Raw genomic sequence first — 9,374 nt, forward strand, 5'->3', positions numbered from 1 at the left:
CTCCACACGGCCTCGCTGCGGCGGCGCGTCACCGCCCTCAGCCTGATGGTGCTGGCGGTGGTGCTGCTCGTCGTCGGGCTGCTCACCGACGTCGTCGTCGAGGCCCAGACGCGCACGGACCTGCGCAACGACCTCACCGCCCGCGCGGACGCGGCGGACCAGCTCGTCGCCCGCGGCATCGCCCCGGCCGAGCTGGTGCGCCGCCTGGAAGGGCCCGGGGTCCGCGCCGTCGTCGTCACCACGGGCGGCGAGGTGTACGGCCCGCCCGGCCCGCCGATGCGGTTCCGGCCGGATCGGCACGGCCCCGACGGCGACGCGGTCGTCCAGCGGACCCTCGCCGACGGCTCGCGGCTCACCCTGGTCGTCACGGACTCGCCGGTCACGGCGGCGCAGGAACGGCTGCGCCGCACGATGCTGTGGCTGTCGGTCGCGGCGCTGGTCGTCGCGGGGGTCGTCACGCTGTTCACGACGCGGGTCGCGCTCGCGCCTCTGGACACGATGACCGCGCTCGCCCGCTCCATCACCCGCGGCGACCGCGGCCGCCGCCTCGCCCCCACCCGCACCGACACCGAGCTCGGGCGCACGGCCGCGGCGTTCGACGCGATGCTCGACGAGCTGGAGGGCGCCGAGCGGACGGCCCGCGCCGCGGAGTCGGCCGCCGTCGCCTCGGAGGTGCGCACCCGCCGGTTCGTCGCCGACGCCGCACATGAGCTGCGCACCCCGCTCGCGGGTGTCCAGGCCGCCGCCGAGGCAGCCGCCGGACCCGGACTCGACCCGGAGGAACGCGACCGGCTGCACCTCCTGCTGCTGCGCGAGTCCCACCGCGCCGCGCGCCTCGTCGACGACCTCCTCGCGATGGCCCGCATCGACGCAGGCCTCGACCTGCGCCGCGAGGCCGTCGAGCTGCTCGGGCTGGCCCGGGCCGAGGTCGAGCGCGTACGGCTGCGCGCGCCGGACCGCTCCCTGGAGGTGGACGGGGAGGAGGTCACCGTGCCCGGCGATGCGGAACGGCTCGGGCGCGTGCTCGCCAACCTCCTGGACAACGCCGTCCGCCACGCCGGCGCGGGTGGGTGGGTGCGGGTGCGGGTCGAGCCGGGCGCGACCGTGCTGGTCACCGACTCTGGCCCCGGTGTGCCGCCCGCGGAGCGCGAACGGATCTTCGACCGCCTCGTCCGCCTCGACGAAGCCCGCAGCGCCGACGCGGGCGGCGCGGGCCTCGGGCTCGCGATCGCCAGGGGCATCGCCCGCGCCCACGGTGGGGACCTGCGCTGCGTCGAGCCACCGGACGGGACGGGCGCCGCCTTCCGCCTCAGCCTGCCGGGCTGATCGGCGCCTCCGGCACCCGGTCGAGCCGGTAGACGAGGAAGCGCACGCCCAGGTGGGGGAACTCGCCGTGCTCGACGAAACCCAGCGAGGCGTAGAGCGCCCGCGCGGGCAGCATCGCCTCCGCGGTGTGCAGCCCGACGTGCGGCGCGCCGTCCTCGGTTGCCCGGTCCAGGCACGCCGTGGTGAGCGCGCGCGCCACGCCCCGCCTGCGCATCCCGGGCAGCACGGCCAGGCCGCGCAGCACCGCCCAGTCCTGCGGCACGTGGAGGTACTGCGGGTGCCGTGGCGCCAGGTAGATGCCACAGCCGACGACGGCACCCGCCGCCTCCGCGACGACCAGTGATCCCACGTCGACGGTCGCGACGAGCGCGTCCAGGTTCGCATGCAGCGTCGTCCGGTGGCGCGGCTCCAACGCGCCCGCAAACTCCCGGTACGCCGCCCGCACGACGTCGCGCACCGGCGCCCGGTCCGCCTCGGCGGCCGGGCGGAGCGCGGCGGTCAGATGTCCAGCTTCTCGGCGGCCGCCCGGGCGCCCTCGACCCGGTTCGCGATCTTCTGGAACGCGACGTCGCGGGCGAAGTCGGGCGATCCGTGGTTGGGCTTCTCGTCGATGGAGAACGGGGAGAAACCGCAGTCGTCGGTGGCTCCGATCCGCTCCTTCGGGATGAAGTTCGCCGCCCGGATCAGCTGGTCGGCGATCTCCTGCGGCTGCTCCACGCGCGGGTTCTGCGGGTTGATCACCCCGAGGTAGGCCATCTGGGCCACGCCCGAGGCGTCGTCGCGAAGGTTGCGCCCGATCGTCTCGTACACCGGGTCCTTCTCCCGCTCGCTCTTGAGCTGGATGAGGAAGTACCCGGCGTCGATGTCGAACATCGTCCCGAGGAGGTTGTTGTACGGCACGTCCGCCGAGTGCACGGAGTCCCGGTCGCCGCCAGGGCAGGTGTGCACGCCGATGTTCACCCGCTCCTCGGGGGTGAACCGGGCCATCACGCGGTTGATCAGCTCGATGAAGTGGGGCAGCAGCCCCGCACCCGTCCACGGGTTGCGCGGGTCCGCGCGGGTGGCGAGCCTGCCCTCGGTGAAGTCCACGGACACGCGCACCGCGCCCGCCGCGAAGGCCTGGCGGATGTCGCGCTCGCACTCGTCGACCAGCGCGGCCTCGAACTCCTCGCGCGGGTAGCCGTCCACCGGGTCGCTCAGCGGGTAGAGCAGCGCGAGCATCGACGGCGCGATCACGGCCTGCTTCATCGGCTTCGTGGCGAACCCGATCGAGCGGCGCAGCGTGTCCGCGGCGTACTGGTTGTAGCGGAACGGGCCGCGGACGAGCTTGGGCAGCTGCCTGCCGTGCCCGTCGGCGAAGATCGCGAAGTACTGCCCGCCCGGGGCGAGCATCGGGGCGAGGCCGGTGCCGGCCAGCGTCGTGGCGATCGGGTACGTCGCGAACGACGACCACCGCTGCTCGCCGTCGGACACGATCGGCGAGCCGGTGGCTTCCGCGCGCTCGATCGAGTCCTTGACCGCGGCGTCCTGTTCCGCGGTCAGCGCGGCCTCGTCGATCTCACCCGCGTCGAAGCGGGCGTAGGCGTCCTGAAGCCGCGTGGACCGGGGGAGGGAACCGACCGGCTCGGTCGGGATCCCGGTGGCCGTGCGAGGGTCGTAGCTCATCGTTGGGCTCCTCGTCGCAGGGGTGGGCGGGCACGCGCCGACCCGCAGAGAGGTCGCGTCGACGGCCGGCGCACCGGTACACGCTCTACCGGACGATGCCTCCGCAACGTACTGACGTGATCTCCGTGGCGCCACTCGGCGGCCGCCCGGCTACCCGTCGTCGGGGTCACTCGCCTTCCGCACGTAGAGGAGCCGGTCGCCGCGCTCGAGGGCGTCCACCTCGGCCGCGTCGACGCGGTGCAGCGTCGCGTCCCGCACCACCCCGAGGACGATGTCGGGCAGGTGCCGCGGCGAGCCTCCGACCTCCTCCTCCTCGACGTCGCGCTCGCTGATCGCGAAGCCCGCGTCCGGCGTGATGAGATCCTCGACCACCTCGACGACCTTCGGCGTCGTCGTCGCCATGCCGAGCAGGCGCCCGGCCGTCTCCGCCGAGACGATGACCGAGTCCGCACCGGACTGCCGCAGCAGGTGCACGTTCTCCGACTCCCGCACCGACGCCACGATCGAGATCTTCGGGGCCATCTCGCGGGCGGTGAGCGTGACGAGCACCGCCGTGTCGTCGCGGTTCGTGGCCACCACGATCGCCTTCGCGTGCGGCACGCCCGCGATGCGCAGCACGCTGGACCGGGTGGCGTTGCCGGCGACCGTGACCAGCCCGTGGGCGGAAGCGGCGTCCAGCTGGGTGCGGTCGGTGTCGACCACCACGATCGACTCCGGGTCGACCCCGTCGCCCAGCAGCGTGTCCACCGCGGCCCGGCCCTTGGTGCCGTAGCCGACGATGACGGTGTGGTCGCGCACGCGGGACCTCCAGCGCTGGATCCGGAACGACTGCCGCGACCGCTCGGTGAGCAGCTCCACGGTGGTGCCGACGAAGACGATGAGGAAGAGCAGCCGCAACGGGGTGATGACGAGCGTGGTGATCAGCCGCGCCTGCGGGCTCACCGGGACGATGTCGCCGTAGCCGGTGGTCGAGAGCGAGACCGTCGCGTAGTAGAAGGCGTCGTTGAACGAGATCGGCGAGTCGCTGTTGTTGTCGACGTAGCCGTCCCCGCCCAGCCAGACGATCAGCGCCGCCGCGAACAGCGCGCCGAACGCGACCGCGAGCCTGCGCAACAGCGCCACCAGCGGGCTCGCCGAGATGTCCGGCATCCGGATCGGCCCGACCAGCGACGGGTCGGCGAACGGCCGCCGCTGGACTTTCCTCATGGCGCGCAGGTTAGACGTCATTGCGTGATCAGCACCGTGCCGGGGCCGGACGTCCGCGCGGGTCGGGGCGCGGCCGGTGGGCGGGCTAGCCTGCCCGGATGGCCCGCTACGTCGCCCTGCTGCGCGGGATCAACGTCGGCCGCAACAAGCGGATCGCGATGGCCGATCTGCGCGCGCTGCTCGCCGATCTCGGCCTCACGGAGGTCCGCACGCTCCTCAACAGCGGAAACGCGCTCTTTAGCGCGCCGGAGACGCCGACGGCGGAGCTGTCCGGGCGGATCACCGCGGCGATCGCCGAGCAGCTCGGCATGACCGTGCCCTGTGTGGTGCTCACCGCCGACGAGCTGCGGGCGTCGATCGCCGCGCACCCGTACGCGGACGTCGCCGACAACGGCTCCCGGATGATGGTCTGGTTCTGCTCCGCCGCCCCGGATCCCGAGCGGACCGCGATGCGCGACGCGCTCGCCCTCGACCCCGAGCGCGCCCGCCTCGTCGGCGCCGTGCTCTACCAGTGGTGCCCCGGCGGTCTGCTGGACGCCCCGCCGGTGGCCGCGGGCATCGAGGACGGGATCGTGATCACCTCCCGGAACTGGAACACCGTCACGAAGCTCGCCGAGCTCCTCTGATCCCCCTGCCCCACGGTGGGGCGCAGCGCGGCGGCCCGGCCGCCGGCCCGGCGCGGTCACGGCGCCGCGACCGGGACGGCACCCACGAGGGCGCGCAGGCCGCGGGCGTCGAGCAGGTCCGCCGGGCGCAGCGTGTGGTTCTGCCGCACGTAGTGGAACGCCGCGCGCACCCGATCGGGCGGGCAGCCGGCGAGCGCGGCCCAGGCCAACCGGTACGCGGCGAGCTGCACCGCCAGGGCAGGGAGCCGGGCCGCGTCCGGCAGCGACCCCGTCTTCCAGTCCACGACCGTGTAGCCACCGTCCGCGTCCAGGAACACGGCGTCCATCCGCCCCCGCAGCGCCATCCCGCCCACCACCGTCTCGAACGGCACCTCGGCCTCCACGGGCCGCCGCGCCGCCCATTCGCTGGCGAGGAACGCCTCCTGCAGCTCGGCGAGCGTGTCGTCACTCGCGGCGCCGTCGTCGGCGGCACCGGGAAGCTCGTCGAGGTCGAGCAGCTGGGACGCGCCGAACCGCTGCTCCAGCCACGCGTGGAACGCCGTGCCGCGCCGGGAGTGCGGGTTCGGCGGCAGTGGCAGCGGGCGGCGCAGCCGCGCGGCGAGTGCGGCGGGATCGGCGGCGAGCTCGACGAGCTGGCTCACGGTCATCTGCGTGGGCAGCGCCACGGTCGGCCGGGCGGCCCCGGCGGCCCGCTCGGCGAGCAGGACGTCGACGTCGGCGGCCCAGCCCTCCGCGTCCTCGGGTTCGGCGGCATCGCCGCGATCGCCCACCCCACGATCGCCCGCCCCGCGATCGCCCGCCCCTCCACGCCCGCCGTGCCGCTTCGGCGCGACCGGCCCGGTCACCTCCATCAGCTCCATCTGCGCCCCCGGCGCGGCCGCCGCCTCGGCCCGGGCGCGCCGCTCCTCCTCCCGGGCCGCGATCGCGGCGCGCACCAGCTCCGCCCCCCGCCGGACGGCCGGCGCGCGGGCGCCGAGCGGGTCGACGGGCCAGGCGGCCGTGGGCGGCTCGGCGGTGACCGGGTTGACCTCGTTCGCGGCGGGTGGGTCCGACCAGCGCTCGACGACCCCGGCCCCGATCGCGTCCACGACCTCCCGCACCTCGGTGAGGAACGCCGACGGGCCGCGCGGGGCGGCACCGCTCGCGCCCCACCAGTGCCCGGAGACCAGGAGCACCCGCTCCGACCGGGTGAGCGCGACGTAGGCGAGGCGGCGTTCCTCGGCGAGCCGCCGCTCCTCGAGCCCGTCGAGGTGGGCCTTGACGGCGTTCTCCAGCGCTTTGCGGTCGCCGTCGGCGGGCAGGTGCAGGCCGGGGAGATCGGCGGCGTCCCCCCGCAGCGGGACGGGCAGCTCGGCGGGGCTGGTGAGCCATGTGCCGCTCTGCCGTCGCCCCGGGAAGACGCCCGTGACCAGGTGCGGCACGGCGACGACCTCCCATTCCAGGCCCTTCGCGGCGTGCACCGTGAGGATCTGGACACGGTCCGGCGCGACCTCCACCTCGCCGGGTGCCAGGCCGTCCTCGGCCTGCTCGGCGGTGTCGAGGTAGTCCAGGAGGGCGGGCAGGCTCGCGACCTCGGCGCCCGCGGCGAACTCGGCGACGACGTCGGCGAAGGCGTCCAGGTGCGCCCGGCCCACGGGCCCCGGCCGGGCGGCGGTCTCGGCGTCGAGCAGCAGGACCCGCTCGGCGTCCGCGACGAGGTCCGTGAGCGGCGCTGAGGCCCGCGAGCGCAGCCACTGCAGCTCCCGGGCGAGCCGGGTGATCCGCGCGAGACCTGCGGGTGAGTACGCGTCGGGCGGCCCGGGGTCGTCCAGCGCGTCGACGAGGCCCGCCTGCTCGACCTGCTCGGCGGGCAGCGCCCCCAGCGCGAGCGCCTCGGGGGTGAGCGGGCCGCGCCGCGCGGGCATCGCGGGCAGCAGCTCGCGGGCCCGCGCCCACAGCGCGGCGAGATCGGCGACGCCCAGCCGCCAGCGGGCGCCCGTGAGCAGCCGGACGGCGGCGGGGCCGGCGAGCGGGTCGACCACCAGCCGCAGGGCGGAGGTGAGGTCGCGGACCTCCGGGGTGTCGAGCAGGCCCCCGAGCCCGACGACCTCCACCGGGAGCCCGCGCGCCCGCAGGGCGGCCGCCAGCGCGTCCATGTCGGCGCGCCGCCGGGCCAGCACGGCCGACGACGGCGGGGCCGTGCCTGCGGCGTCCGCCGCCCGCCAGTAGCGGGCCACCGAGTCCGCCACCCACCCGACCTCCGCGCCGACGTCGGGGAGCAGCGCCACCCGCACGTCCCCCGGCGGGGCGCCCTCGCGGGCCCGCAGCTCCCCCACCCCGACCGCACCCGGCTCGGTGCGCAGCGGCGCCGACACCGCGTTGGCCAGCGCCAGCACCTCCGACGGGTTCCGGAAGCTCGTGAGCAGGCCGAACTCGTCCGCGGGACGGGCGAGCGGCGCGTCCGCCCACTCGGGATCGGCGGGCAGGCCGGTGGGGATCGGGAAGTCCGTGCGGAAACGGGCGAGGTTGCCCGCGCTCGCGCCGCGCCAGCCGTAGATGGACTGCGACGGGTCCCCCACCGCCGTGACGGCCGGCCCGTCCGCCTGCACCTCCTCCCCGGGTGCCGTACCGAACAGTGCCCGCAGCAGCACCCGCTGTGCGTGGCCGGTGTCCTGGTACTCGTCGAGCAGCACCGCCCGGTAGGCGGCCCGTTCGGCCGCGCCCACCTCGAGATGCTCGGCCGCGACCCGGGCGGCAATGGCGAGCTGGTCGGCGAAGTCCAGCGCCCGCTCGGCCCGCTTGCGCTCGGCGAACGCGGCGGCGAGCGGCAGCAGGGCGACCCGGCGACGCTGGGCGTCGATCCAGGACCGGTAGGTCTGGGACGGCTCGGCACGCTGGCCCTTCCCGCGCGGCGCCTCGGCCAACATCGCGGCCAGCCGTTCCGCGTGCCGGCGGACCTCGGCGGGCGCCACGAGATGCTCCCCCATCTCGCCCGCGAGCTTCAGCACCCAGCCGGTGACCGTGGCCGGCAGGTGGTCGACCTCCAGATCTTCGGCCCACGTCGACACCACCCGGTGCGCCACCTGCCACGCCGCCGTCTCCCCCAGCAGCCGTGCCGCGGGCTCGGCGGGTAGCCGCAACGCGTGCTCGCCGACCAGCCGACCCGCGTAGGCGTGATACGTGGAGACGGTGGGCTCCCCGGTCAGCACCTCGGCCCTGCGGCTGCCGCCGGGATCCAGTTCGTCCAGCAGCCGGGACGCGGCGAGCCGCCGCAGCCGCGACCGGATCCGGCTGCCCAGCTGCTGGGCGGCCTTGCGCGTGAACGTGAGCCCCAGCACCTGCTCGGGGCGCACCGCGCCGGTGGCGACCAGCCAGACCACGCGCGCGGCCATCGTCTCCGTCTTGCCCGCGCCCGCGCCCGCCACCACCAAGGCGGGCGTGGCGGGCGCCGCGATCACCGCGGCCTGCTCCTCCGTGGGCGGGGGCAGGCCGAGCGCCGCGGCGAGCGCCCGGGGCGTCAGGTCCATGGACGAGGTTGTACCGGAGCCGACCGACACTTCCCGGCCCGGCGTGTGCGATCGTGTATCGAGGGTCAGCCCTCGGGCACCGGACGCCCCGCGTCGTGCAGCGGGCAGCTCGTCCGGACGGGGCAGCGGTCGCAGTCCGGGCCGCTTCGGGCCACGAACCGGGCTCCGGAGGTGTCCTGCGCACAGCCCTCGACGACCGTGCGCCAGTGCCGCACACCGTCGTCGTCCAGCGGCGCCTGGGTCGGTTCCTTCGGCGTGCCCGCGGCGAGCCGGTCCGCGACGTAGACCAGCCGCGCCCCGCCGGGCCGCGCCGCCCGGTCCACGACGTCACCGAACGCCCCCAGCGCCGCCGCGAGCTGGTAGACGGCGAGCTGTGCGTGCTCGGCCACCGCCTGCTTCGTCGGCGCCGTCTTCCCGGTCTTGACGTCGACGACCACCGGGCGGCCGTGGCGGTCGACCTCCAGCCGGTCCACCCGCCCCCGCAGCCGCAGCCAGGGGCCGCCCCGGCGCTCGGGCTCCAGGTCCAGCTGAACGGGGTGCTCGACGGCCACGAGCGTCAGCCCGTCGGCCCGGCTCGCGTGCACCCACTCGTCGAACGCCGAGAGCATCCCCCGCACCCGGGCCAGCTCCCGGCGGCCGAACCACGGTGCTCCCGCGTCGAGCCGCGACCAGGCCGACCGCAGCGCGCTCTCCAGCTCAGCGCCGTCCGCCCCGGCCGCCCGCGCCTGGACGAGCGCGTGCACCAGGGACCCCGTGACGGCCGCGAGTGCCCCCACCTCGCCGCCGCCGTGGCGCTCCAGCACCCAGCGCAGCGGGCAGCGCATGATCTTCTCGACGTCCGACGGCGACACCGGCACCACCTCGCCCGGCGCCCGCAGCGGCTCCTCGGTGGAGGCGGGCGCGAGGCCGTACCAGTCCTCGGGGCGGGCGCCGGGGACGTCCGCCTCGACGAGCCGGGCCAGTTGCCGGGCGGCGCGCTCGCGGCGGCGGGCACGGGCGGTGCAGGCGGGGCATATCCCGGGGGCCCCGGGGTCGGGCGGGTCCG

At 76.0% G+C, this 9,374-nt stretch carries 7 protein-coding genes; 2 read left to right on the forward strand and 5 right to left on the reverse strand.

The genetic code is table 11. The annotated features are described in order from the left end of the window. Positions 1-45 precede the first annotated feature (45 nt). Complete coding sequence (locus tag AB7J25_RS10325) at positions 46-1,326, forward strand: HAMP domain-containing sensor histidine kinase (RefSeq protein WP_428507554.1); 1,281 nt, start codon at positions 46-48, stop codon at positions 1,324-1,326. Here AB7J25_RS10325 and AB7J25_RS10330 read toward each other — a convergent pair. The 3 genes from AB7J25_RS10330 to AB7J25_RS10340 all read right to left on the reverse strand — a co-directional run bounded on the left by AB7J25_RS10330 (position 1,310) and on the right by AB7J25_RS10340 (position 4,197). Beyond that, on the reverse strand, positions 1,310-1,783 hold the full coding sequence (locus AB7J25_RS10330) for a GNAT family N-acetyltransferase (protein WP_428507556.1): 474 nt from the start codon (positions 1,781-1,783) through the stop codon (positions 1,310-1,312). The genes AB7J25_RS10325 and AB7J25_RS10330 overlap by 17 nt on opposite strands. Positions 1,784-1,824: 41 nt before the next feature. Then, entirely contained in the window at positions 1,825-2,991 is a 1,167-nt protein-coding gene (locus AB7J25_RS10335) for a 5-methyltetrahydropteroyltriglutamate--homocysteine methyltransferase (protein WP_428507558.1), read from the reverse strand. Positions 2,992-3,141: 150 nt separating this feature from the next. Continuing rightward, positions 3,142-4,197 (reverse strand): potassium channel family protein, encoded by a 1,056-nt coding sequence (locus AB7J25_RS10340; protein ID WP_428507560.1) that lies wholly within the window; start codon positions 4,195-4,197, stop codon positions 3,142-3,144. A 98-nt stretch (positions 4,198-4,295) separates the two neighbouring features. Between AB7J25_RS10340 and AB7J25_RS10345 the strand changes: the two genes are divergently transcribed. After that, entirely contained in the window at positions 4,296-4,823 is a 528-nt protein-coding gene (locus AB7J25_RS10345) for a DUF1697 domain-containing protein (RefSeq protein ID WP_428507562.1), read from the forward strand. A 56-nt stretch (positions 4,824-4,879) separates the two neighbouring features. On the opposite strand, the gene AB7J25_RS10350 is transcribed toward AB7J25_RS10345, so the two are convergent. After that, positions 4,880-8,329 carry an ATP-dependent helicase gene (locus AB7J25_RS10350; RefSeq protein ID WP_428507564.1) on the reverse strand — a complete coding sequence of 1,150 codons (3,450 nt, stop codon included), beginning with the start codon at positions 8,327-8,329 and terminating at the stop codon, positions 4,880-4,882. Positions 8,330-8,394: 65 nt separating this feature from the next. Then, positions 8,395-9,374, reverse strand: a 980-nt coding sequence (locus tag AB7J25_RS10355; protein ID WP_428507566.1) for a RecB family exonuclease, incomplete at its 5' end; no start/stop codon positions are given.

Origin of the sequence: Pseudonocardia sp., assembly GCF_050246655.1 — a bacterium.
In the GTDB taxonomy this organism is placed as follows: domain Bacteria; phylum Actinomycetota; class Actinomycetes; order Mycobacteriales; family Pseudonocardiaceae; genus Pseudonocardia.